The sequence below is a fragment of the Streptomyces sp. NPDC044061 genome (genome assembly GCF_056434305.1).
Window position 1 is genome coordinate 1 of the sequence record NZ_JBWKFL010000063.1, and the last position, 22633, is coordinate 22633.

The 22633-nt window shown below is 67.0% G+C and carries 22 protein-coding genes and 5 pseudogenes; 9 read left to right on the forward strand and 18 right to left on the reverse strand.

Annotated features, from left to right (window positions below; genetic code table 11):
• Positions 1 to 20: 20 nt before the first annotated feature.
• Positions 21 to 899, reverse strand: a complete 879-nt coding sequence (ltrA, locus tag AC07CM_RS45320; protein WP_478882418.1) for a group II intron reverse transcriptase/maturase — start codon at positions 897 to 899, stop codon at positions 21 to 23.
• A gap of 582 nt (positions 900 to 1481) precedes the next feature.
• Between ltrA and AC07CM_RS45325 the strand changes: the two are divergent.
• A pseudogene (locus AC07CM_RS45325) lies at positions 1482 to 1979 on the forward strand (IS3 family transposase); the annotation flags it as partial.
• Positions 1980 to 2198: 219 nt separating this feature from the next.
• On the opposite strand, the gene AC07CM_RS45330 reads toward AC07CM_RS45325, so the two are convergent.
• Positions 2199 to 2456 (reverse strand): hypothetical protein, encoded by a 258-nt coding sequence (locus AC07CM_RS45330; RefSeq protein WP_478882419.1) that lies wholly within the window; start codon positions 2454 to 2456, stop codon positions 2199 to 2201.
• 1401 nt (positions 2457 to 3857) lie between these two features.
• Here AC07CM_RS45330 and AC07CM_RS45335 point away from each other — a divergent pair.
• A complete protein-coding gene (locus AC07CM_RS45335; RefSeq protein WP_478882420.1) occupies positions 3858 to 4514 on the forward strand; it encodes a YeeE/YedE family protein in 657 nt (218 codons plus the stop codon).
• The gene (locus tag AC07CM_RS45340; protein ID WP_478882421.1) at positions 4514 to 4930 is read left to right on the forward strand and encodes a YeeE/YedE thiosulfate transporter family protein; all 417 of its coding nucleotides are present in this window, start codon (positions 4514 to 4516) and stop codon (positions 4928 to 4930) included. The genes AC07CM_RS45335 and AC07CM_RS45340 overlap by 1 nt, the downstream gene beginning before the upstream one ends.
• 499 nt (positions 4931 to 5429) lie before the next feature.
• Here AC07CM_RS45340 and AC07CM_RS45345 read toward each other — a convergent pair whose 3' ends face one another.
• Positions 5430 to 5765, reverse strand: coding sequence for a hypothetical protein (locus tag AC07CM_RS45345; RefSeq protein ID WP_478882422.1), 336 nt, complete (start codon positions 5763 to 5765; stop codon positions 5430 to 5432).
• 1150 nt (positions 5766 to 6915) lie between these two features.
• Complete coding sequence (locus AC07CM_RS45350; protein WP_478882423.1) at positions 6916 to 7053, reverse strand: hypothetical protein; 138 nt, start codon at positions 7051 to 7053, stop codon at positions 6916 to 6918.
• A 222-nt stretch (positions 7054 to 7275) separates the two neighbouring features.
• On the opposite strand from AC07CM_RS45350, the gene AC07CM_RS45355 reads away from it, so the two are divergent.
• Positions 7276 to 8070 (forward strand): SCO2400 family protein, encoded by a 795-nt coding sequence (locus tag AC07CM_RS45355; protein ID WP_478882424.1) that lies wholly within the window; start codon positions 7276 to 7278, stop codon positions 8068 to 8070.
• A 278-nt stretch (positions 8071 to 8348) separates the two neighbouring features.
• Here AC07CM_RS45355 and AC07CM_RS45360 read toward each other — a convergent pair.
• From AC07CM_RS45360 to AC07CM_RS45390, 7 genes and pseudogenes are all read right to left on the reverse strand, one after another.
• Positions 8349 to 8548 (reverse strand): annotated as a pseudogene (locus AC07CM_RS45360) (IS701 family transposase); the annotation flags it as partial.
• 20 nt (positions 8549 to 8568) lie between these two features.
• Positions 8569 to 8969, reverse strand: a pseudogene (locus AC07CM_RS45365) (transposase); the annotation flags it as partial.
• Positions 8970 to 8991: 22 nt separating this feature from the next.
• On the reverse strand, positions 8992 to 10230 hold the full coding sequence (locus AC07CM_RS45370; protein ID WP_478882425.1) for an IS110 family RNA-guided transposase: 1239 nt from the start codon (positions 10228 to 10230) through the stop codon (positions 8992 to 8994).
• Positions 10231 to 10697: 467 nt separating this feature from the next.
• Positions 10698 to 10844, reverse strand: a pseudogene (locus tag AC07CM_RS45375) (IS630 family transposase); the annotation flags it as partial.
• 20 nt (positions 10845 to 10864) lie between these two features.
• Positions 10865 to 11233 (reverse strand): PIN domain-containing protein, encoded by a 369-nt coding sequence (locus tag AC07CM_RS45380; RefSeq protein ID WP_478882453.1) that lies wholly within the window; start codon positions 11231 to 11233, stop codon positions 10865 to 10867.
• 8 nt (positions 11234 to 11241) lie between these two features.
• The gene (locus AC07CM_RS45385; RefSeq protein ID WP_478882454.1) at positions 11242 to 11499 is read right to left on the reverse strand and encodes a hypothetical protein; all 258 of its coding nucleotides are present in this window, start codon (positions 11497 to 11499) and stop codon (positions 11242 to 11244) included.
• Between the two features lie 517 nt (positions 11500 to 12016).
• Positions 12017 to 12400, reverse strand: coding sequence for a hypothetical protein (locus AC07CM_RS45390; RefSeq protein ID WP_478882426.1), 384 nt, complete (start codon positions 12398 to 12400; stop codon positions 12017 to 12019).
• 689 nt (positions 12401 to 13089) lie between these two features.
• On the opposite strand from AC07CM_RS45390, the gene AC07CM_RS45395 reads away from it, so the two are divergent.
• A complete protein-coding gene (locus tag AC07CM_RS45395) occupies positions 13090 to 13305 on the forward strand; it encodes a hypothetical protein (RefSeq protein ID WP_478882427.1) in 216 nt (71 codons plus the stop codon).
• A 264-nt stretch (positions 13306 to 13569) separates the two neighbouring features.
• Here the strand turns inward: AC07CM_RS45395 and AC07CM_RS45400 are convergent, their stop codons facing one another.
• Together AC07CM_RS45400 and AC07CM_RS45405 are read right to left on the reverse strand one after the other, a co-directional pair.
• Positions 13570 to 13935, reverse strand: coding sequence for a helix-turn-helix domain-containing protein (locus AC07CM_RS45400; RefSeq protein WP_478882428.1), 366 nt, complete (start codon positions 13933 to 13935; stop codon positions 13570 to 13572).
• Positions 13936 to 13994: 59 nt separating this feature from the next.
• Positions 13995 to 15575, reverse strand: a complete 1581-nt coding sequence (locus AC07CM_RS45405) for an MFS transporter (protein WP_478882429.1) — start codon at positions 15573 to 15575, stop codon at positions 13995 to 13997.
• 168 nt (positions 15576 to 15743) lie between these two features.
• Here AC07CM_RS45405 and AC07CM_RS45410 point away from each other — a divergent pair, with 168 nt between their 5' ends.
• The 4 genes from AC07CM_RS45410 to AC07CM_RS45425 all read left to right on the forward strand — a co-directional run bounded on the left by AC07CM_RS45410 (position 15744) and on the right by AC07CM_RS45425 (position 17566).
• Complete coding sequence (locus AC07CM_RS45410; protein ID WP_478882430.1) at positions 15744 to 16013, forward strand: helix-turn-helix domain-containing protein; 270 nt, start codon at positions 15744 to 15746, stop codon at positions 16011 to 16013.
• Positions 15950 to 16225, forward strand: a complete 276-nt coding sequence (locus tag AC07CM_RS45415) for a LysR substrate-binding domain-containing protein (RefSeq protein WP_478882431.1) — start codon at positions 15950 to 15952, stop codon at positions 16223 to 16225. Before AC07CM_RS45410 ends, AC07CM_RS45415 begins: the two co-directional genes overlap by 64 nt.
• Positions 16114 to 16425, forward strand: a complete 312-nt coding sequence (locus AC07CM_RS45420; RefSeq protein WP_478882455.1) for a LysR substrate-binding domain-containing protein — start codon at positions 16114 to 16116, stop codon at positions 16423 to 16425. The genes AC07CM_RS45415 and AC07CM_RS45420 overlap by 112 nt, the downstream gene beginning before the upstream one ends.
• A gap of 469 nt (positions 16426 to 16894) precedes the next feature.
• The gene (locus AC07CM_RS45425) at positions 16895 to 17566 is read left to right on the forward strand and encodes a hypothetical protein (protein ID WP_478882432.1); all 672 of its coding nucleotides are present in this window, start codon (positions 16895 to 16897) and stop codon (positions 17564 to 17566) included.
• Between the two features lie 670 nt (positions 17567 to 18236).
• Here the strand turns inward: AC07CM_RS45425 and AC07CM_RS45430 are convergent.
• The 5 genes and pseudogenes from AC07CM_RS45430 to phnL form a co-directional block, all read right to left on the reverse strand.
• A pseudogene (locus AC07CM_RS45430) lies at positions 18237 to 18597 on the reverse strand (IS701 family transposase); the annotation flags it as partial.
• 100 nt (positions 18598 to 18697) lie between these two features.
• Positions 18698 to 19909: a phosphonate metabolism protein/1,5-bisphosphokinase (PRPP-forming) PhnN gene (gene phnN, locus AC07CM_RS45435; protein WP_478882433.1), complete on the reverse strand. Its 1212-nt coding sequence runs from the start codon at positions 19907 to 19909 to the stop codon at positions 18698 to 18700.
• A gap of 125 nt (positions 19910 to 20034) precedes the next feature.
• A complete protein-coding gene (locus tag AC07CM_RS45440; RefSeq protein ID WP_478882434.1) occupies positions 20035 to 21207 on the reverse strand; it encodes an alpha-D-ribose 1-methylphosphonate 5-triphosphate diphosphatase in 1173 nt (390 codons plus the stop codon).
• Positions 21204 to 21917 carry a DUF1045 domain-containing protein gene (locus AC07CM_RS45445; protein ID WP_478882435.1) on the reverse strand — a complete coding sequence of 238 codons (714 nt, stop codon included), beginning with the start codon at positions 21915 to 21917 and terminating at the stop codon, positions 21204 to 21206. Before AC07CM_RS45445 ends, AC07CM_RS45440 begins: the two co-directional genes overlap by 4 nt.
• Positions 21914 to 22633 (reverse strand): phosphonate C-P lyase system protein PhnL, encoded by a 720-nt coding sequence (gene phnL, locus AC07CM_RS45450; protein ID WP_478882436.1) that lies wholly within the window; start codon positions 22631 to 22633, stop codon positions 21914 to 21916. The genes AC07CM_RS45445 and phnL overlap by 4 nt, the downstream gene beginning before the upstream one ends.

Here is a 22633-nt window from a genome sequence, read left to right on the forward strand (position 1 = left end):
TCTTGAGCACTGGCCTGGGACTACGTCACCGACATCAGCCGGCCCTCCCATCTACGTATCCACTCACTCCGAGCGGCCTCGTGCCGCACGACGATCCGGGTCTTGTCGGGATGCAGACGCAGCCCGACCTCTTCCATCCGGTTCCCGATCGCCTCCACCAGTGTTCTGGCCTGGCGCTCGCTGACGCAGTGCACGACCGCGTCATCCACGTAGCGTTCAAAGGGGACGTTCGGGAACTCCCGAGCCAGCCACATGTCGAACGCGTAGTGCAGGAACAGATTCGCCAACACGGGCGAAACCGATGACCCTTGCGGGGTCCCTCGGTCTCGCATCTGCAAGGTGCCATCGGGTAGTTGAAGCGGCGCCTCGAGCCATCTCTGGACGTACAACTTCACCCAAACGGCGTCGGTGTGCGCTTCCACAGCCTTGACGATGAGGTCCCAGCGGACGCTGTCGAAGAACTTCTGGATGTCGAGGTCGACGACCCAGTCCTTCTTCCAGCAGCGTTCTCGGCACTTTTCCACCGCGTCCAGCGCCGACCGGCCGGGCCGATACCCATAAGAGTCCGGATGGAACTTCGGTTCCACCTCGCGCTCCAAACGGGCGGCCACTACGGTCTGTGCAATTCTGTCCGCTACCGTGGGAACGCCGAGAATTCTGGTGCCACCGCCATGCGGCTTGGGAATCTCCACCGCTCGCACCGGGGGCGGAAAGTAGCTGCCAGAGGACATCCGGTTCCAGATCTTGAAGAGATTGCCCCTCAGATCCTTCTCGAAGTCCTCGATCGAGCAACCATCCACACCCGGCGCTCCCTTATTAGCCCTGACCTTCTCCCATGCCTCCCATACTTCCCACTTCGAGATCTCAAACGACTTCCCTGGCGACTTCAGCTCGCCCACCCGACTCCTCCCAGGACACACCCGGTTGATCGAACGAACACAGCCACGGATGACCCGGCCCCTTCGCTCCATCCCCATTACAGAGACTTCATCACTACTACGAGCCGGTCCGCCGGCGAGTCCCGCCCCGGTACTCGATCCCTCGCGGTTTCTGCCGCTTCGGGACACTCCCTCTCCCTGCCCATGAGGCAGGACTATCGGGACTCGCCTTCCCACGTTCCACGTGAAAGCAGCAGACCAGGCTCGCGTCGCCTCCATGCCGGGCACCGTCTGGCCAGTAGACGGGTGTCCGCCAGACTTGTCCTGGAGCCATATCTACACCCCCAGTTTCGATGCCATCTAAATACGTTTTCGACACGTCATCAGCGATTCGCTTGCGCTCGCCTTCCTGGTCCCCACCTGACGCCTCATGGGCGCCTTTTCCACATCGCTCACCACGACGGTCTTCGGCCAACGCAGCATGTGGCGGTTTGAAGCCTCCCCCCGTAGGGCGGCTCCGAAGGGCCTACCTTCATCTTTCACGCAGCACCGCATTCAAAGAGGTGCCGACCTACATTTTCTGAACCTCTCCTCCTGCGTTCGTGGCACACCGACATCACATACGTGCAGGTCGGCGGGACGTGGCTGTATCTCGCCTGTGTCATCGACATCTGTTCACGCCGGGTGCTCGGCTGGTCGATGGCCACTCACATGCGCACGGAACTGGTCATCGACGCCCTGACGATGGCGGTGGCGACCCGCGGCGGCCACGTGGACGGGGTGATCTTCCATGCGGACAGGGGCTCGCAGACCACATCGGCCGCGTTCGCGCATGTCTGCGACGGTTTCGGGATCCGCAGGAGTATGGGCCGGGTCGGCTCGAGTTACGACAACGCCCTCGCCGAGTCGTTCTGGCAGGGCCTCAAGAGGGAGACGATGCACCAGCGGCTGTTCACCACGATGCGTCAGGCGAGGCTGGAGATCTTCCAGTGGCTGACCTACTACAACGCCCGACGGCGTCACAGTGCCCTCGACTACCTCTCGCCAGCCGAGTTTGAACAACGGCACCAGCAAGAACGTAAACTCACACTCGCAGTATGAACCCCGTGTCCACACTCCGGGGGACGCCTCAGATGGGAGCTTCGTCAGAGGGTTGGGGTCCAGAACCCGGTCCAGCTCGCCGAGCCACCGCTCGGGAGCAGTGGTGGTGATGATCGCCCTGTCGGGGTGGTCCGTGGTGGATTAACCGGGATGTGAGGGCGTTGCCGCGGCCGGCTTCGGCTATGGCGGTGTCGTCCAGGACTGTGTGCATCGCGTCGCTCACTGCGCCCGCGCTTGGGCCAGTCGGCGGTCCAGTTCGCTGTCGAGGTCGCGTTCCTCCGCCGGGGTCGGCGCGTAGCCGGTCCACTCCTTCAAGGTGGCGCGGGCATGCTCGGTCCGCGACGTTCGCTCGGCGGGGGTGAGCAGGGTTTCGGCAAGCTGGGCCAGGTAGGCGCGCAACGACATGCCTTCGGCTGCCGCTATGGCGGCGAGCCGGTCCCGGGCTTCTTCGGGGATGCGGACGTTGGCGTCGGACATCGTCGTCCTCCCTTCCGCCTTCCTAAGGTACGGGTACGTGGCCGTAAACACCTGGGGGCTGCAGCTCCCGAAATCCGAAGCGCTGCTGCGGCCTGGCGCGCGCCGCCGAATGTCATGGCGGGCTTTTCATCCAAGTGACGAGCTGGGCCCACCGGCCACCCGTCGATCGGCTGCATGAACCGTCCGGGTGTCGAGGAACCTGTGTGCGTCGCGGCGGCCTGCTCGGTCGGACCGGCATCGGTTCCGTTCGAGTCATCGGCTCCCCTGCCTGTGCATCCCTGTGCTTCGCCGGCTCACATGTGCACTGCTGAGGTTTTGGCACGTCGGCGAGCACTTCCTCCACGTGTCTCCCGCAGCCCTCATAGGTGACCTTCCGGCATCACCGGCAGACAGCACGTTGGCACATGATCCCCCTCCATGGCGTCCTCATTTGCGTCCAGCAAATTCAACAGTTTCGTCACAGCCGAATTCACATTTTCGCCATAACCAACACCCATATGTACACCGCCTCCACGAAGACCTGACTCCCCCTCACCAGGCGAGTCGGCCACGGGTTCGCATCCCGCTTCAGGCGATCTCGCTACCGGCCGCGAGCATCCCTATATGAGGGACATAGGAGTACAGGTGTGGCGCGGCGTAACTCACTCAGCGACGTCAAGGGGGCACGGTCGGGATCCTCCTTGAGGTTGCTTGGGACACCGAAAGAGTGGTTCCATCTCGCGCGGTCGAAGGAACGGAGGGCACAGCTCCGTATTGTGACAGGCCGTCACTGCGTCGCTTTGAGATCGTCGACCTGGCGCGGCGAGGGCACGAAATCGAGAACGGCAACCGCCCTCACCGAACGGGTGTGCGCCGCTCAGAAGGGAGCAACGTGGGTTGCTCGCACGCCGCAGGATGCCCCCTCTTCCCGCTACTTAGGGCGAGCTTGCAAGGCTGGCGCGACTACTACTGCGACAGCGAGGATCAGTGGCTTGGCTGTGCGCGCTACCAGGTGTCACTCACCGGTGAGCGCGTGCCGATCAGTCTGTTGCCCAACGGAGCCCGCGCGCGACACCTCGAAGACGCTGCCGCCGACGCGGACAGGTCCTGCGCCGCCAGCCCAGAGCAGAGACTTCAGCAGGCCCAGTCAGCAGAGGACAATCCGTGGTCGCCGGAGGGCGCGTTCTGGTCGCAGCCGGCACCGGCCCAGTCACCAGAGCCGTCAGAAGCTTTGACCGCGGCACCGGGGACCACGGCTCAGTTCGGGGCGGCATCTGCGCCGATGCCGGTCTCGCATCACCGACCGTCATCACCCCCACGGTTTCCCCAGCCTCCAGACCGCCGATCTCGACACGCCCGGCAGGCGCCCAGCTCGAAGCGCAGCTGGTGGGCTCGATTCACCGACTGGACGGGAGGCCCCGCATGAGTGGCTACTGGCCCTGGTGGGCCGGCGCTGCCGGGCTCGCTCTGATCACCATCAACTACGCCCTCACCACGGATCGGTCTTTCGGGGTGTCGTCCGCGTGGGATCGCGTGTTGCACTGGCGCAGGGAGCGCCGCCTCGAGCGGATGGACGAGGAGTTCACCGACGAGCGTGCTCTCGCCGACGCTCTCGCCGCAGCTACAGCGGAGCACTTCGGCACCAGCCCCGGCGCGCCCACCGTGCCGTCGGATCCGAGCGGGATGTCACAACTGGTAGAAACGGAGGTCGAACCGACGGCGGGTGAGGACACCTCGGTCACGGGGCCGGGTCCGGCCCCGCTGGTCACCCAGGCTGCGCTGCTGGTTTCGATCTTCTTCGGCGGATTGATCGCCTCGGTCACCTCGGGGCGGTTCCACCTCCGCTTCGACATGGGCCCGGGATTCCGGAACGTGGTCACCGCAAATCCGACCACCATGATCGTCCTGCTGTTCGTCGGAGGCGTGCTGGTCGGCTTCGGCACCCGGCTGGCCGGTGGCTGCAGCTCCGGCCACGGACTCAACGGCTGCGGCCGTCTGCGCCCGGTCAGCCTGGTTGCGACCGCCGTGTTCTTCGGCACCGCCGTCGCGGTGTCGTTCCTGCTGTGGAAGGTGATCTGATGCGTACTCGGGGCGCGATTCTGCTGGCCAACATCATCACCGGCCTCACTCTCGGCTATACCGTCTCCAACATCGGCTTCGGCGACTACACCGAGCTGAACCGCATGTTCACCTTCCAGGACCTGCGCATGCTCCTCTCCTTCGCCGGCGCCGTCGTGATCATCGTGTGCGCATTCGCTCTGCTGCGGATCCGCCGCAGCCCGGAGCGCGTTCACGCCAGCGTGATCCCCGGCGCAGTGCTGTTCGGTACGGGCTGGGCGGTCTCAGGCGGGTGCCCGGCAATCCCGATCGTCCAGGTCGCCGGCGGATACCTGCCCGCCCTGGTCACCATCGTCGGCGTAACCTTCGGCATCCGGCTGTGCCGCTGGGCCAACGCCCGCTACTTCCACCTCGACCGCGGCTCCTGCGGGCTGTAGCCAAGGACGCCCACCCACACCCCTCGGTAAAGAAGTGGCCCTCATTCAATGAGCGCAAACCGCCGACTCCCACAGCCGGGACCGGGTCGGGCGTGGGGAGGATGTGGGCCTGCCAGCCGGTCGTTCGAAGTTGTGCGGCCGTGCTGCGGAGGAGGGCAGAACCAGTGCCGGTCCAGTCGGGTCGCGCGGTTCCCATCTGCGCCTGACACCCGCCGACCCCGTACGACTGCGCAGCAGTCCTCACGCCGACGAACCTGGTTCCGTCTGCCCGCCCTGACGGCGCACGCCGCGTCCCCCAGCGGCTGAGTCGCCGGAGTACGGTTGCCGTCCCTTCCCCTTTTCCCATGGTCGTGCTTGCCTGGCCACTCGCCGCCCTCGTCGCCCCTGTGAAACGGCCTGGGTGGCGTCCTGGCGGACGGAGGGTAGGCGATGGCGCCGAAGCCCTTCAGGACCGAGAATTTGACCGTCCGGTCTGTGGTCAACATCAGGTTGGCGGATTTCATGTCCCGGTGGACCACTCCCTGCTGGTGCGCCACGGAGAGGCCGGCGGCCCTTTGGCCGTAATGACTGCTGCCTCGGCCGGGACCAGGGCGCTGCGCTGGGAGCGTTCCTGAGCCAGGTTCCAGCCGTCGATGAGTTCCGTGACGAGGTGGGGGTGATCATGGTGTGAACGGAAGTCATACAAGACCACAATGTTGGGGTGGTTGAGCCGGGCAGCGATCTGCGGGAGGAGTTGGTCGTGGGCCCGCCACACCTCGACCATCGAGCCGCGTCCCAATAGCTCCTGCACCTCATGACGGTCCGCCAGCAGACCCTGCACACCCACTCCGATCATCGCCTTGCTCGTCGTCCCCCAGGCCCGACAGTTGCGGTGTGCGGTCGTTCGAGTCTCGGTTGACCAGGCCCGATACACCCTCTCTCTCGCGGGGGTACGCGCGGGGCAGGCAGACGACGGGGGATTCGCCTGCCTGCCCCTATTGCGTGACCGCCCACTCGACAGGGGGCGAGCAGGTGCCACGGGGCCCTGTGCCCATTCCTACAGCGCACTGGAGTGCCGGGCCGTCACACCCCCCGGGGACACCCACCGCCACACGGCTCTCCAAGCCGGGCGGCAGGGGCAGGGGGAAACCGAGGCTGCCCCCGCACAGCGGCGCCTCCATACCCTCCCCCGGTGGAAGGGCGCCATGTCCCTGCCCGAAGTCACTCCCAACAGCGCACCGCACAATCAGGAGTGTCACGGGGGGCGCGGATGATTGCGAGACTGACACCTTCATGAAGGGACACACTGACCTTCTTCATGACTTGGTCACTAATTACGCAAACACCGGCGGCTGGAGACCGCCGGCACCCGAATCAGACCGTTCCATTCAGTCCAGAAAAGTACCCTGCGACGTGAATATTTGGGCAATTGGCCGTATAGGCGGCGATATTGGGGGCATCACGGACGGTGGTGTAACGCCGCAGTACATGCGGAACGCAGAAGGACGAAGGAGCAAGGTGCCCGACCCGGCTGAATTTCGGCACCTGGCGCGAGCGCGCGTACTCGGCACTACGGCAGATGGGATTTCTCAGTGAGCAACATCGACCTTGTTCCCGGATACCAGGCCTACAATGAGCCTCCGGGCCCGGGTTGCGCTGTGCGCCGTCATGCCACCACACGGCGTACGGTCACCGCCATCCGTGCAATCGCCGACACTGCGCGGCCCTGCGGGCTCTCTGGATCCTGTTGTTCTTGCTCGCCGCGAACCGCGCGAATGTCGTCGAATTCGTACGGGGCACGACGGACTGGCTGCCCTGGTGATCACAGGACATTTTCACGATGGCCATTGAGAGTCTACTCGTGGGCCTTAACTATGACCTCCCGGCGTCATCTATTTGTTGATCGGTCGCGGGACCGCTGCCCGGCTCAACCAGCCTGACAGTGGACCGACGGACCGGCCTCATTGTTGATCCGCCATGAAACTGGGCCACCCATGACACACCGCTCAACTGAAAACGATCTGCCAATCTATGAGGACCTGATACGCGAACGCGGTGACGCCGTCGCCGAAGCTCAACTCGCCGCGGAACACACGCAGCACCAGGCAGCGGAATTGCTGATCGGACGAAATGTAGGTCAGCAAGCAGGTCGCCGGGACGACAACACCGGAGCCGTTGCGGCCGGTCAGCCGGAGTGGCGCGGGTCGCCGCCGTAGGCGGACTCGGCGCGGGTACGCCCGCGTGTCCTGTCCTCGCTCAAGGACAAAGCCGTGGCCCGGCGGGCTGACGGCACGTCGAACAAGGAAGACCGGAAACCGCAGATGGATTATTGCTCCTCGTGCCGTCGGCACCTCAACGGCGCCTTGATGTGCCCCGGGTGCGGCGCCTACGCCCCAGACATCGGCCCGCCCGCCACCGCTGGCCACAGCAGGTCGGCCCCGGCAATGACGAGCGCCAGCTCGGCCGCAACGGCTCACCGGGCCCCCGCGGCCTCCGCGGCCTCCGGGCCATGGCACGACAGCTTCCTGGACAGTGACGCGGAGTCCAGCGCCGCCCTGGCCATGGCCCCGCACGTCGCAGCCGACGTCGAGGACCTGCCGCGACAGGGACGTGCGGCACGCCGTCGCCGGCTGGCCCGCTGGAGGAAGAACAAGCGCCGGGCGGCGGTCGCGAGCGCTGTCGCACTCGTCGGAGGCGGCCTGAGCATCGCCATGATGGACCGGCACCCCACCGACCGGGCACAGGCAGCCGTGGCACCGGACGACCGGGAGACGGGTGCCATGCAGAAGCCTCCGGCCGCCGCGCCGGCGACCGCTCAACACACTCAGCGACCGTCACACACCCCTTCCCGGCCGCAGCCGCCGACGACGACCAACGCACCACGGCAGCAGCCCCTCGCAACACCGCCCCCCACGACGTCACCGAACGCCCGGCCGGACACCGCAACTCCGGCCCGCCCGGCCGCAACACCGACCCCGCAGCCACAGAGCACCACCCCGGCCGCCCGCGTCGCCGCCCCCAACCACTCCCGCACGACAGCGCAACAGCCGCCGACGCCCGCGAAAGCCGACAGCACGAAGCCGAACACACCCCAGACCAGCCCCTCACGGGTGCCAACGTCGCCGACAGAGGTCTGTCTGCTCGGGCTGTGCCTCGGCTAACCACGCCTGCGCCCGACCGTTCCCGGCGGGACGACGAAGCGGACTTCGCGAGCCATGTGTCAGCCCGTGAGAACCGGCCCCAGCCGTCGGTAGGGAAAGGAAGCAAAGGAGGTAGACCCACGAGTCTCCGCTACAAATTCCAGGCCCAGCTGCACCGTATCGGCCGGTGATGGCCCGTCGACACCCTCCGCCTCGATCTCCCCAGCCATCGGGCGGTTCCGAGCTGGCCGTCTGTCCGGGGCCTACTAGCGGTGGTTTGTTAGACCGGGCGGTAGAGATCAAGAGGTCTGCCGCTGGCGACGGTGTTGATCAGTTCTTGGAGTGCTGCGGGCGGGGGCTTCGTCGACCATGCCCTCCAATAGCGTTGCAGCGTAGCCCAGGGCGTCAACCAGCCACGGACGCCCGTAGTAGTGCCTGGGGCCGGCAGGCCGGCTGCGGCTGGTGGGATGGCGGAGTGCCCCCTCTCTGGCCGGCTGAGCGCCGGCTCCTCCTCGGGCAGTCGCAGACGATCGCAATGCGTACGTCCATCGGGTGCAGCAAGCGCAGGTATCGGCAGAACTCCAGGAACTTCGACCTGTTCTTGGTCTTCTTGATGTGTCCGTAGAGCTGGTCTTTGGCCAGGTCGTATGCGGCGAACAGGTGGCGGGCCCCGTGCGGGGCGGGTGTAGGTCGCCCGGCGGCGGGGCCGGGGATCGCGGTCAGGGTCGTTGTGCCGTCCCGCCGCGTTCGGCCCGGTGCCGGCCGGGGTGGGGCTGGAGGTTGAGCGGCCCGAACTCATCCACGCAGAAGATGACTTCGGGCTCGCCTTCCTCGGGTATAACGTCACCGTCGGCGATCGCGTAGAGGTGTTCGACACGGGCCTTCTTGGCCGCGTAGTCGGGGTCGCGGGAGGTCTTCCAGACATCCGATGCGCTTTGCTCGTCAAGCTGCGGCTTGTAGTTCGGGGATTGGGGTGGGAAATGCTGTGCTCTCGTTGTAGGCGACGCGGTTGCTGAGGCAGTGGTGGAGGCAGCCCAGAAGCCGGTTGTAAAGGTTGCGCTGAGCTGCGGTGTGACGATCTCCGGCTTCTCGGCGGCGGTCGTAGTGGGCGCGTGCGCCGGGTGAGGCGGTCAGGGCGGAGAAGGCCCAGACGTAGCCGACCGCAGCGAGCCGCTGGTTCTTGACTTTGCGGGCCATGACGGCGAGGTGTTTGCCGGAGGCCCGGGTGACGGGGGCGGCCCCGGCAAAAGCTTTGAGGCCCTTGGCGTCGGCGAAGCGGGATGGGTCGTCTCCGATCTCGGCGAGTATCCGGGCACCGGTGAGGGCGCCCAGGCCGGGGAAGCTGGTGATGATCGCGGCGTCGGGATGGGCGTCGAAGGATTCAACGGTCGCGGTGGCGAGGTCGTCCGCGCTGGTGCACGCGGCGTCCAGCTGCCGCAGCAGAGCGGTTGTCTGCCTCCCCATGGCCTGCTCGACCAGCGCAGGCTGACGCATCTGAGGGTGGCGGAGGATCTCGCGAAGTCGCTCGGCCTCGGTGTCGATAGCCCGCTTGCGGCCGGCCTTCTTCAGCAGCGACCGCAGCTGGGTGCGGGTAAGCCGGGCCGCCTGTTCCGGGGTCGGGGCGGCCGCGAGGACGACCCGGGCGATGGGGTGGCACAGGCCCTCGCGTACGTTCTCGAACGCAGCGAGGAAGCCGGGGAAATACTCCCGCAGGTGGGAGCGGAGTCTGTTGCTCATCTGGGTGCGGTCCCAGACCGCGTCCTGCTGGGCCCGGGCCAACACCGCGATGGACTGGGCGAGTTCGCTGTCACAGGGCAGCGTGCGGTAGGCGGCTCGATCGGTCCGCAGGATGTTGGCCAGGACCATGGCGTCGAGGTGGTCAGACTTCTTGCGGGTCACTGCGTGACGTTCGCGATAGCGGGCGGCGGCCATCGGGTTGATCGCATAGACAGGCCGTCCCGTCGCGCGGAGACAGGCGACCAGGAGACCGCGCGAGGTCTCGATGGCCACCGGTATCGGGGCATCCTCACGGTCTCCGTGCTCGGCCAGGAGTTTGAGCAGCTGCTCGATCCCAGCACCGTCGTCGGTGATCCTGGCTCGTGCGGCCAGGACGCCTTCGTGGTCCACCAGGGCGATGTCGTGGTGGTCGCTGGCCCAGTCGATCCCGCAGGTGACGGTCATCGTGGTGCTTGCATCCTCTCGTCTCGGGACAGTGCGGCTGGCCGCAGCCGCGCGGGGCACGCGTCTCCCTAATGGAAGGGCTCGATGGCCCGGCATCCGATTAGCCGTTCGTGACCCCAGCTGCCCGCAGGGCCCCCAGTCCGTACTGGAGCTGAACGGCTCCCGGTCATGTGAGAGGTGTCCCCTGCGAGTGGCTCGGACCACGATCACCAATAGCCGATCGCCAAGCGAGGCGAGGAAGAGGGGGCAAGAGCGGGATCCGCCTACACAAAGAGCTCTCGGCTCAGAGCAATGCCAGACCTCGGCCTTGCCCCCCAGATCCGGGCCCGTTCCACGAACGAGGCTGCACCCCGGCGATGGGTAGGGGCTCCGGATCGCTCCCCATTGGGGTGACCGGACCGGTCTGGAAGAAGAACTCGCTGGTCCTGGTCTTCACTGGGTCTCGATCACCCCGTCACTGCCCATTAGGTCTTCACGCGTTGAAACGAGACGCCCTGCTCGCGGAGGAGTGCCCGCAGGCCCTCGTGGCTGATGTCGTCGACCACCCCCTCGGCGACCAGGAAGTCGGCCAGCTTGGCCAGGCTCCAGGTCGAGAACGGCAAGCCGTGCTGCGATAGGGCTGATGGGAGCTTCGTCAGGGATTGAGGTCCAGGACCCGGACGGGCTCGCCCAGCCACCGCTCGGGAGCAGTGGTGGCGATGATCGCCCCGTCGGGGCGGTCCGCGGTGGGCTGTGCAGCGTACTGGGCGTGCGCGGCGGCCCAGGTGCCCTGCTGGGCCACCGCCAGGGCTGCGGGCAGGTCCAGGTCCAGGACGGTGATGCCGGGCAGGGCGGCGAGGTGCTCTGCTGTGCCGGGTCGGGCGCGGTCAGCTTCGACCAGTGCGCAGGCCGGGGCGTAGAGGTACCAGCCGGTCTCCGCGTGGGCGCGGTGGATTAACCGGGATGCGAGGGCGTTGCCGCGGCCGGCTGCGGCCATGGCGGAGTCGTCGAGGACGATGTGCATCGCGTCGCTCACTGCGCCCCCGCTTGGGTCAGCCGGCGGTCCAGTTCGCTGTCGAGGGCCCGTTCCTCCGCCGGGGTCGGCGCGTAGCCGGTCCACTCCTTCAAGGCGGCGCGTGCCTGCTCCGCCCGGGCCGCTCGTTCGGCGGGGGTGAGCAGGGTTTCGGCCAGCCGGGCCAGGTAGGCGCGCAGCGACATGCCTTCGGCTGCCGCTATGGCAGCGAGCCGATCCCGGGCTTCCTCGGGGATGCGGACGTTGGCGTCGGACATCATCGTGCTCCCTTCCACCCCCCTAGGGTACGGGTACGTAGCCGTAAACGTCAGGGGGGTGCAGCTCCCCAGATCCGCAGCACTGCTGCGCCCGGCGCGCAACGCCCCCGGTTACCAGAGGCACGGCTCTATCGTCGGCAGGCGGGACGATCACGGCCAGCCGGGAAATGCTGGTAGGCCCCTGACGGTGGAAGTAGCTGGTCTTGTCGCGCTCGTACCGCAGTATCAGCGCTGCGAATCCGGCGCGCCGGAAGCCGTGCTCGACGCAGGACGCACGGTGCGGTGAGGGCACGGCGCGGCCCGGCAGTGCCGGGGCGCTCGCAGCACAGGCGAGGGGGATTGCCGGTGGGGCGCGCACCGGTTGGTCTCACCGTGGAGGACGGCACGCTTAACGACCCAAACCGAGATCGCACAGCAGGGCCTGGGGCACAGCAGGGCGGCCCGCACCGGAACGGGGCTGTCTGGGCGTGGGGCCGCTGTGCAGGGTGCCGGGTGCGGGGCGCAGACCGCAGGGTGGTCAGTTCCGTGCCTGTTCCTGCATGAGGGTGTGGGCGTGCAGTTCGGTGAGGTAGGGCACCTCCGGCAGCCACACGCTCGGAACACTGATGTGGCTCTCCTGCCGCAGCGTGGCGGCGGCCCGCTCGGACAGAGCGGATGTTTGAGCGCAGTCGGCCGGGCTGTCGTTCCGTTGATGGTAGGCGCGGTGGCGTGGTGCGCCGAGGATGTCGCTGTGGGCCGGTGAGCCATCCCCTCCACGGGAAGGCTGTCGCCGAAGATGCCGCTTGGGGTCGTGTTGGTATGTCAGGTCGCGGGGTTCGCGGCATGCCATCAGTTCGATCGCATACCGGGCCTCCTGGAGCCACATGGTCTGGCGGTCGGTACCGGTGGCCGTGTGCCACACGGACGCCGTCGTGTCTCTTCTTCGGCCGCCATCAGATGCTGGCAGTGGCCGGTGGCCCGGTAGTCGTTCAGGTGGGACGCGGGCCGTGCCACCAGGATGTCGATGTCGGGGCCGCCCTGGCCGGGTTTGGCCGGGTGACGGGCGTGCCGTCAGGCCCGTCACCCGGGGCTGAGTGGCGGGGTCGTACAGGCCCGGGAGCGGGACCCGCCTCCCACGGCAGTCCCCCCGCTGCCGAACCACAACCGCAAGGCGGAGCGGTCAAGAAGACCGGAAAATGTTGAACGGCTAATAAAGAACTGGCTGCCGCGAATCTTCACAGCGATTATGCAATGGAGGCACGAGTGACGGCGGGTGGGTAGGGAGATCTGCGCAGCCGTGCACTGTTCGCGTGGAGTGTCCCCTTCAGAACAGCTGTGGCAACCACAGTCACTTCAGGATGTGACAAAGCATGTGGAGAAACTGCTTCTCCTTCGCGCCCACGCACACACAGATAGGTAACCCGGAAGTTCAACAGCCTTGACCCTGGCGCCCGTTGAAGACATTACCGGCGCACTCCGTGGTTTGATCATGACGTCGCGGGTGGAGCGAAGAATTCCGGAAACGGACGCCGCACACCCCCGGCCGCAGCGGCTCGCCGTCCCCAGCGACACCGCCCCTTGTGCCACACCCATGCGAAGGGAAGTCCCGAAATGAACTCCGCTCTCCAGACCGCCGAGATCTCCGACGCCGACCTCGACGACGTCGCCGGCGGCCTGAGCCCGCACGCCAGCGTCTTCGCCGGAGCCACCGTGATCAGCGACCAGGACATCCTCGGCCAGGCCCAGGCCGCCACCGCCGGGGCCGTCGGCACCGCCCAGGGCACGCTCGGCCAGTACCACCAGGCCGGCGCCTTCGTCTCCTTCTGAGCCCCCGCGCCAAGGACGGAACCGCTGACGGCAAGGCATAAGGCCAGCTCCACAGGACCCCGTGCCACACAGCCCTGCCCCGATGCACCCGGCAGCCCGTATCCAACAGCCGGAATTCGTCAAGCAATCCGCCGCGTGTTTGCGTGTCCAATCCCCCCGGTGGACACGCAAACACGGTGAGGGCCCGAGCACCCTGACTGACTCGGGCCCTCACCCATACCCGCCGGACCAAGCGCGGCAGCGGGAGCGTGCTCGACGCTCCCGTCAGGCCCGGCGGGGTGCACCGTGGCGGAGCTGATAGATAGGCCGGTTCTCCTTCAAACCCGAACCGCGATCCCGGACGACCTCGACGATCTCGCCCGTGGAGGTGGCCCGCGACTCGGCCTCCTGGGCCTCCAAAGAGACCTCCTGCCCGGACGAGCGGGACACACGCACATACAGCAACTCCCGACGCCCACGCGCAGTTGAGGAGTCACTGCCGCGCTTCATGCTCTCCACATCCACCGAGGAGAACCGGCGCTCACGCCCGACCCACGTAAACGGGATCTCGCCGTCCAACGCCCACTGACGCAACGTCATCGGATGTATCCCAAGGCGCTTCGCAGCCTTGGACATCCGCAGCAACTCCATGCACACAACCATACGTGCACAACACCAGGGATAGCTAACGAAGTTGTTTAGCCTTGTCATCATTCTTGGAGGACCGGGAAGCGGCGTGGTGCCAGAGTCAGCAGGAGCAGGAATGCGAGCGCTGCTACACATCCCGCGCCCAGGTAGGCGGTGCGGACGGCGTCGGAGATGGCTTGCCTGGTTGCCTCGGGAGTGGTTCCGGGGTGGAGCACTCGTGTCACTGAGTCGAGGTCGCTCGCACTGCCGAGTCGGGCTGACAGCACCCGGTTGATGATGGTGCCGAAGGCCGCTGCGCCGATCGTCTGGCCGATCTCGAGGCAGAAGAGGATGGAGGCGGTGGCCGTTCCCCGCTGCGACCATTCTACCGTCGACTGGACACCGACGGTTAGAGGGAGCTGGACCAGGCCGAGGGCCGCACCCAGCAGCAACATCAGGATCACCGGCTGCCAGGGCTGGCCGGGGTAGGGAAGGAGAGGGAACGCGGACAGGAGCAGCGCCGCCGCGCCGACGCCGATCATCGCGGTGTTGCGGATGCCAATGCGCTGGAAGAGGTGCCGGCTGAGGGCCGAGGAGATGGGCCAACTGACGGACCAGACGGTTACGACGAGTCCGGCAGCTGCGGGGGTTAGACCCAGCACGGACTGGGCGTAGGTGGGCAGAGCCAGGACAGGGGCGGCGCACAGCAGACCCAGTGCGCCGAAGGCGACGTTGACGGAGGCGATGGGTCGGCGGCGCCATACCCAGCCGGGCATGATGGGGTCGCTGGCCCGCCGTTCAATAGAGACCACGATGGCGGCGAGAACCAGGCTGGTCACGAACAGGGCGACGGAGGGAGCGGACAGCCAGGGCCAGGCCACCCCACCCTGTACCAGCGCGGTAAGCAGCACGCTTGCGCAGGCGAACACCGCGAGGGCTCCGGCCCAGTCGACGGGTGGGTGGTGGGCCGATCGGCGGCCCGACTCGTGGAGGTGGCGGGTGATCAGCCACAGTGCCACCGCGCCCAGCGGCAGGTTGATCAGGAAGATCCAACGCCAGCTGGCGTACGAGGCGAGGATGCCCCCCAGAGCGGGGCCGGCGATCGCCGACACCGCCCAGACCGAGGCGATTCGGGCCAGGATTTTGGGGCGTTCTTCCTGGGGGTACAGGTCGGCGGCGATGGTACGGACCGTGGCCTGGAGGGCGCCGCCGCCGAGGCCTTGGACGATGCGGAAGGCGATCAGTGCCGCCATGTTCCAGGCGCTGGCGCACAGTAGGGAGCCGAGCAGGAACAGGACCGCGCCAGTGATGAGCACTGGTTTACGGCCGAGGGTGTCCGACAGCTTGCCGCAGACGGGCAGGGAGACCGTCACGGCGAGCAAGTAGCCGGAGAACAGCCAGGAGAATTGAGAGAAGCCACCGAGGCTGCCAACGATTTGCGGACTGACGGTGGCGACGATGGCAGAGTCGAGTGCCGCTAGCGCCGTGACCAGCATGAGCGCGGTCAGGACGGTGCCCCGCTTATAGAACGCAGTTTCCTCCGTTGGATGGTCGCGTGGCGGCGGTTGGACGCCGCCTCTGCCGCCTAAACGAAGTTCGTTATGTCTTCGTGGGGTGAGTGGCCTGGTGTGGGAATTGTCGTGTCCTTCTGCCGCCCCGGTCATGACGGAGTGCCTCCTTTGTTGGTGGGTCACTTCCTCCATCGTTGGGCCCACACCGCAATTAAGAAAGGAAATCGATACAATAATTCCTATTGCTGTTCGCGATAGGTTTATGCTAGCTGCGGGTTCGGGTTGTGAAATTTTCTCCGGAGCAAGGGCGGTCGTCTGGCGGTGGCACAGTCGTTGAGCTTCACTCAGGCCGCACCGGCGTCGGTGCTGGGGCAGCCCACGGTGAACGGGCACATCCGCAAGCTCGAGCAGGCGGTGGGCAGGCCGCTGCTGATCCAGTCTGCCCGCAGTGTGACGCTGACCGTTGACGGGAAGGCGGTTCGCCTTCGCCATCTCCATCCTCGCCCCGCACGCCCAGGCAGCGCACTATGTGCACCAGCGCCGGAGTACGGGGCCGATTGCGGTTCGGGGTATCGGATGATCTCGCATTGACCCAAGTGCCGCGCATCCTGCGCAATTTTCGGCACCTCAACCTCGGCGTCGCGTCGGATCTCACCGTTTCCCAAGGCGTGTCCCGGCAATGTCGGGTGGAATCGGGCCACGTCGATGTCGTCTTCCTGAAGACCACTGCCGGGGGCGGGAAGGGTCGGCGCCCGCGGAGAGCACCGGCCTGCGCTGGGATGACGGACGGCCGGTGCCACTGATCGTCTACCAGGCGTCCAGCCCCAGCCGGGCACTGGCCGTGCAGGCGTTCGAGCAGACAACTGTCCGCGACCGCGTGGTCTGCACGGCGCACGGCGCCAACGTCGTGCTCGCCGCCACCCGTGCCGGCCTCGGCCTGGCGATCTTCGCTCGCAGCCTGCCGCCCATGACCTGGTCGAATTCCCCGCCGGCGCCGGACTGAACGACCTGGGCGAACTCGACTTCGTCCTGCTCACCGACCCGCATGCCCGCGCCTTACCTGCGAGGCGCGGAGCTGGTGGGCGAGCCATCCCATCGTAGGAACCCGGCGGCGGCACTGGCCTCGCAGATCACGGACAGAACGGTGTCGATGGCCGCGGCAAGGCGTCCCAGTTTCCATCCCCGGCCGAAGCCGGGGATGCCCACGCAAGATCAACCGATGGCCGCCTGGCAGCGGGTTTGTGGGAGTGGAATGGGGCGCGCGGATGCATCCACTCGGCCCCCTGCAGCAGGCGGGTGCGTCCGACGCTGCAGGCGAGTTCCTGCGTTCGTTCCTTGCTGGCGCTGGGCGGCCGGGGTTCACCCCACAGCACGGACCCTTCTTTGCGTGATACCCGCGCACACGGCAAGGTCTGTACCGCAACCGGGTAGTAACATCCAGCCCTCACCCAACAACGATGGGAGCGTGAGCCGTGACCGACACAGCCACCACCACCCCGATCCAGAGCCGTTACGCACAACAAGTCGCAACCGACCTCGATCACAACCGCACCGAACAACAAGACCTCGCCCGGCAAGTGGAAGAACTCCACGCACGCCTCGCCCAACTGCAGGCAGAGGAGACATGGCTAGCCGGCATCCAGGCCTCCCTGCCCGATGGCCAGGCCGACACGGACACCACAACCACCATGGACACAGCGCGCCGACCCGCCGACGACGCGGCATCGAAGGCCACGGCCGCCGAGGAGCCGGCAGTCCCGCAACCACGCACAGCAGCCAAAGACACGAGAACAGCACCGACCAAAGAGGCAAAAACTACGAAGAAGACTGCAAAGACGGGCGCTGCCGCACCCACTCTGGGTGAACTCCTGGCAGGCATCCTGGACAGCCGCAAGGGAGAACCCCGCACGGCCGGTGAAGTCCGCGACGAACTGGAACAAAAGCACCCCGAACGCGCACGAAACATCCCCATCGTCCGCAACACCCTCGAACGCCTCGTCGCAACAGGCACCGCCAAGCGAACCCGGCAAGGACGAACCGTCCTGTACGGCCTCGTATCGACACCTGAACCCGCCAACCCAGCAGACCCTGCAGAGGACGCATCCACCGACCAGGAAGACGAGAACACTCAGACGCAGGCATAGAGGGGGCTCCCAGCGCCCAGGACCACGTCACCTGCGCCGTCTCTCCGCCCGGTGGGGGGCGGACCGCTTTGCCGACGCCGCTTCACCTACCACGACAAGCGAGCCGGCGTCGCAGAGCGAGCACGCAGTCGCGGGACGACGGCCAGCCGTCCGCCCTGCCAACGTCGTGGGCCTTGCGGCGGTGCAAGCCAGGCTGATGCGCGGCTCTCGATGTGACGGGGACCGCGGCGGAAGCGATGGTTCCGAGGCGTCCGTCCCTCACGTCGAGAAGGCGCCTCGGGACCTTCACCACCGCACTGGCTCGCATTCCGCCGCGGTCCCGGTCATGCCCGCGCGGCTGCCGAGCGACCACTCCTCATACGGGCCGCCCGGCTGCCCCGCAGACGTAGCATCCGGGCCCCTGACCTCCCGTCAGGCCTCAGATGCTGTCAGGGGGGTCCAGCCTCGCTCAGAGCGAGGCGATCACCACTGACTTGACCAACAGAGTGAGCGCGGTGCCGCCAACAAGCCCGAGCATGTGTCCGACGTCTCGAACGTCTGCACACCCTCCTCCAGCCTCGTCACCTAACAGTGACCACCATCCTGACCAGACCCTGCCCGCCCCCGCGACCCACAATCTGTCCAGCATCAGACACCGCACCTCACCACAGTTTGTTCGGGACCTTGCGTGTCAGGTCATCAGCCGGTCCGGCACAGTGCCGCCAAGCGGGGGCGGGCTTTGTCCGTTCATGCTCGCCACCACCGGTTGAGGGTGGTGGCGGGGGTGAGCCAGGTACGGACGGCTCGTAAGGCTCTGGGCCAGCAGGGCAGTTAGGGCTGGTGGGGTTTGGCTGGGCGCCCTCTGTGGCCCGTCGTTTGACCTCGGGTCGGGTGCGGTGGCATCGAGGGTTTGGGTGGGGCGAACCATTGGTCCCAGCAGAAGGAGAAGGCGCAGTTGGACCAGGGTCTGGTGGCGGCGGATGGCGCGGTCGGAGCGGACTTTGAAGTCGGCCCAGCCGAGTTCGTCTCTTGATCTGCTCGTAGCTCTGCTCTGAGTCGTCGACGGGGCTGTACGCGTCCGGCACGAAGTCGTCGAAAGGCGACTCGTCGGGCGCATCGAGATGGGCCGATTTTAGCTTGCTGCGCCAACAATCAGAGTTCGTAGCAGTCAAGCAGATCGCCCGCGTTGAGCCTGCGGAAGTCGTCGAGCCGTTCGCGGAGTGTGGCGTGGTCCCAGTCCCACCAGGCGAGCCGCTCCAGCCGCTGCGCGATCTCGGGCGGCTGTCGGAACCGGATGATCCGCGCTGGCACGCCTGCGACGATTGCGTACGGGGGGACGTCCTTCGTGACGATCGCGCCCGACGCGATTACGGCCCCGTTCCCGACGACCACGTCCGGCTTCACCTGCGCCCCGTGCCCGATCCATGTGTCGTGCCCGATCGTGGTCCGGCGGGAGCGGCGCTTCGCGAACCACTCGGCGTCGTCCTCGGCGTCGGGCCAGTACTTCGCGGAGCGGTACATGAAGTGGTGAAGGCTCGCCCGGTCGAGCGGGTGGTCGGTCGCGCCGATCCGCACGAAGCTCGCTATGTTGGAGAACTTCCCGACGGTCGTGTTCGCAAGGTCGCAGTACTGGTCACAGTAGCTGTAGTCACCCAGCTCGACGTCGGCGAGCCGAGAACCCTGCCCGACCTCCGTGTACCGGCCGAGCGTGCTGGCGTCGACGGTCGAGCCGTCGTGCACGATCCCTGCCGCCGGCAGCGCGCCCGGTCCGATGGCCGACTCGGAGACGGCGGACGGCGCGGAGGTGCGGCGCGGCGTTGTCCGGATGATGCGCAGCAGTGCGGCGGCGCCATCCTCGATGGTTCCGTCGTTGTGGATCTCCGCGTCCACCGCGTAGTTGGGGGCGGGATCGGGGCGCCGGAGCCGTCGGGCCATGTCGTCGGCGTCCTCCCGGCCCCGGGTCCGCAGTCGGCTCGCGCGGACGGCTTCGGAGACCGTGATGCGGACGACGACAAGGTGTTCGTAGCGTGCCGCCAGGTCGTCGAGCACGGATCGGGACACGTTCGCGACGACGGAGCGTCCGTCCTTGATGTCGTCGTCGATCTTGATCGGGATTCCATACTGCAGGCCATGTGCGTTCCACTCGATCGCAAAGTGGCCTGCCTCGGAGGCGATGCGGAACTTGTGCGCGGTCATCGGAAGGTGGTTTTCGCCCGGCCCGGGTGCACGCGTGATGTGCCGCTGTGGCAGGGATACATCCGGACCCGCATGGCGTCGGATCTCCGTGAGCAGCGCGTCCTTGCCAGCGCCGCTCGCACCGACGACGGCGACGAACGTGCCAGGGCCGAGTTTCTGCGTTGTCATCAGATTTCCTCTTGAGATACCCCCGGCTTTGGCCGGGGGAGGACCGAGACGCCTGCACCTGCTGGTCCGCCGGGCTGCAGGCAACGTGAGCTAGGAATCCCCCTCATTTTTGCGAGGGGGGGGAGTCAAGCGACGCGCACGCCCTGCCGGTACACGGTGCGGACGATCGGTACGCTCAGCCCCGCGGGGTGCTCTGGGGTGCCGGGCTGCGCGAGCGTGCGGACTCGGACCAGGTCGCCGCGCTTGCCGATCGTGATTTCGCCGCGGTCGTCCAGACCGACGGCTTTGGCGGGGTTGGTGCTGATTAGCTTGACGGCGTCCTCGAGGCGGACCGTCCCGTCGGCGACGAGCTGGAAGACGGCCTGTATGGGGCTGGAGGGCACGTAGTCGGATGAGAGTACGTGGAGCAGTCCTCGTTGGAGGAGCGCTGAGGCGGCAACATTCCCGGACTGGCTGCCGCCGCGCACGATGTTGGGCGCGCCCATGACGACTGACAGGCTGTGGGCGACGGCGGCCTCGGCCGCCTCGATTGTGGTGGGGAATTCGGCGATGCGTACTCCGAGTCCGGCGGACTCCTTGACGTGCTCGGTTGTCGCGTCGTCGTGGGCCGCGAGGGTGATGCCGCGTCGGCGGGCTCCCTCGGCGACGGCGTTTCGGTTGCGGTCGGCGTGGAGGGAGGCCTCCTGCATGAGTTTGTCGGCGTATGCGTCGACGTCGCTCTCGGAGACGAGTCCCTTGCCGATGTAGTACTTCTTGAACTGGGCGAGGTCGTGGAACTGGCGCTGGCCGGGGGTGTGGTCCATGAGCGATGCCAGTCGCACGAGCGGGTTGTCCGCGAACTCCTCGAACCGGTCCAGGCAGTCTTCGGCGGACACCTCGCATCGCAGGTGGATCGCGTGGTCGGCTCGGAATGCTCCAGCTGTTGCCGCGGTCGTGATGGCGTCTGCGAGTCGCCGGGCCGAATGGGTCACCGTCTCGCGGTTGCTCGGCTCTGATCCGAGGCGGACGGCGTCGAGAACGGTGGTGGCGCCGGCGGCCGTCATCTGGGCGTCGTGTGCGAGCACGGCGGGCATCGCATCCCAATGCACGCCGGGGCGGGGACTGAGATGGTACTCGGCGTGGTCGGTGTGCACTTCGACGATGCCGGGCAGCAGGTAGTCGCCGTCGAGGTCGTTGCCTGTCGCCACGGTGCCCGTGCTGATGTCGGCGATCTGGCCGTCTCGGACGACCACCGAGCCGAGTATGACCTCGTCGCCGAGTACCAGGCGGGTGTTGGTCAGGACGAGTTCCTTGGTCATCGGGAGCCTTCCAGGGGGTGGAGTGAGTGGATACGGAAAGGTGCGCCGGGTTCCGTTTCCATGAAGATGGCGAGCGCATTGAGGGTGACGTTTTGGTCGAGGCAGTCGCGGAACCAATGCCGTAGCGTCTGTTCGACCTGGTCCTGTTGGTCGTGCGGCACGCGGTCGGTGAGGGTGAGGTGGAAGCTGAACTCGTCGAGTACGTAGGGGTATCCGAGTTCGGTGAGCAGGGTCCGCTGGCGCCGTGTGAGCGTGTGTGGTTTTCGCCGCGCGATCTCCTCGGGTGTCGCCGGCGCCCGGAAGTGATCCAGTTTTGTCACGACGGATGCGGCAAGGGCGTGCAGGGTCGGCGCGTCCTCGCCAGGGGTGAGCGCGTAGAACTGGCCCATTCGGCTGATCGTGAGCCGGGGGATCGTGACGTGGGCGGTTGATGCGGCCAGTTGTGCGGTGGCGGTGGCGAGGTCGTCGGCGGTGTGTCCGGGGGCGAGGCGGAAGGGTGGTTTGAGGGTGCCGTGGAAGCCGTACCGGCGTGCGTCGTGAGTGATCCGGTCGACGGCCGAACGCGTCCACCCCTCTGGCACGCCCTGGGGGGTGGGGCGGCCGGTGACGCTTCGCCCGAGCCAGGATTCTGCGCGCTCACGGAGGAGTATTTCTGTGGTGTCGGTGCTTCCCACGCCGGGTGCGGCGTAGATCGCGTACCGGTGGCTCACGCGGCTGCCTTGGTCATGGGGGTGAAGTCCTCGACGGGCACGACGCGGTCTGCGACGGTTTCGCGGACTTCCGCGTCGTGGAAGATGCCGAGCATTGCGGTGCCCGCTTCGATCTTCTCGGCAATCAGCTCCACGACGACGCGGCGGTTGTGGGCGTCGAGGGAGGCGGTGGGTTCGTCCAGGAGCAGCATCGGGAGGTCGGCGATGAAGCCGTGGGCGATGTTGACGCGCTGCTGCTCGCCGCCGGAGAACGTCGCTGGCGGGAGCCCCCATAGGCGCTCGGGGATGCCGAGGCGGGACAGCAGTTCGGCGGCGCGCTCGGACGCCTTGGTGGCGTCGACGCCGCGGGCGATGAGTGGTTCGGCGACGACTTCGAGGGCGGGCACGCGGGGCACGCAGCGCAGGAACTGGCTGACGTATCCCATCGCGTGGCGACGGGCGGCGAGGATCTCTCTGGGGTTCGCGGTCGCGATGTCGATGTCGATGTTCTCGGTGCGAAGGAGGATGCTGCCGCAATCGACGGCGTAGTTGCCGTACACCATCTTCAAGATTGAGCTTTTGCCGGCGCCCGAGGCGCCGCCGAGGACGACGCATTCTCCGGCGTGCACGTCGAAGTCGAGTCCGCGCAGCACGGCGAGTCGCTGCCCGCCCTGCAGGTGCATGGTGAAGGTCTTGTCCAGGCCGGAGACGGCGAGGGTCGGCTGGTCGGTGGTCAT